Below are 520 nucleotides of genomic sequence, written 5' to 3'. Positions count from 1 at the left end.
TTTCTTTAGTTTTGGTAGTAATGACCTGACGCAATATCTGCTGGCGGTGGATCGCGATAACGCTAAGGTTACTCGTCACTACAACAGCCTGAATCCGGCATTCTTGCGGGCGCTCGATTACGCCGTGCAAGCGGTGCATCGCCAGGGCAAATGGATTGGTCTGTGCGGTGAGCTGGGGGCAAAAGGTTCCGTGCTGCCGTTGCTGGTCGGTTTAGGGCTGGATGAACTCAGCATGAGCGCACCGTCAATTCCGGCGGCGAAAGCGCGAATGGCGCAACTTGATAGCCGTGAGTGCCGCCAGTTGCTCAACCAGGCAATGGCCTGCCGTACTTCGCTGGAAGTGGAACATCTGCTGGCGCAATTCCGCATGACCCAACAGGACGCACCACTGGTCACCGCCGAGTGCATCACGCTGAAAAGCGACTGGCGCAGCAAAGAAGAAGTGCTCAAAGGCATGACCGATAACCTGCTGCTGGCAGGGCGCTGCCGCTATCCGCGTAAACTGGAAGCCGACTTGTGG

General features: G+C 57.3%; 1 protein-coding gene. It reads left to right on the top strand.

From position 1 onward, the window contains the following. Positions 1 to 520 (top strand): putative PEP-binding protein (locus OWC48_RS46190; protein ID WP_306664781.1); only part of this gene is annotated, 520 nt, incomplete at both ends.

This window comes from Bradyrhizobium sp. Arg816 (assembly GCF_029989365.1).
Classification (GTDB): Bacteria; Pseudomonadota; Alphaproteobacteria; order Rhizobiales; family Xanthobacteraceae; genus Bradyrhizobium.
This window is presented reverse-complemented; position numbering and strand designations above follow the sequence as displayed.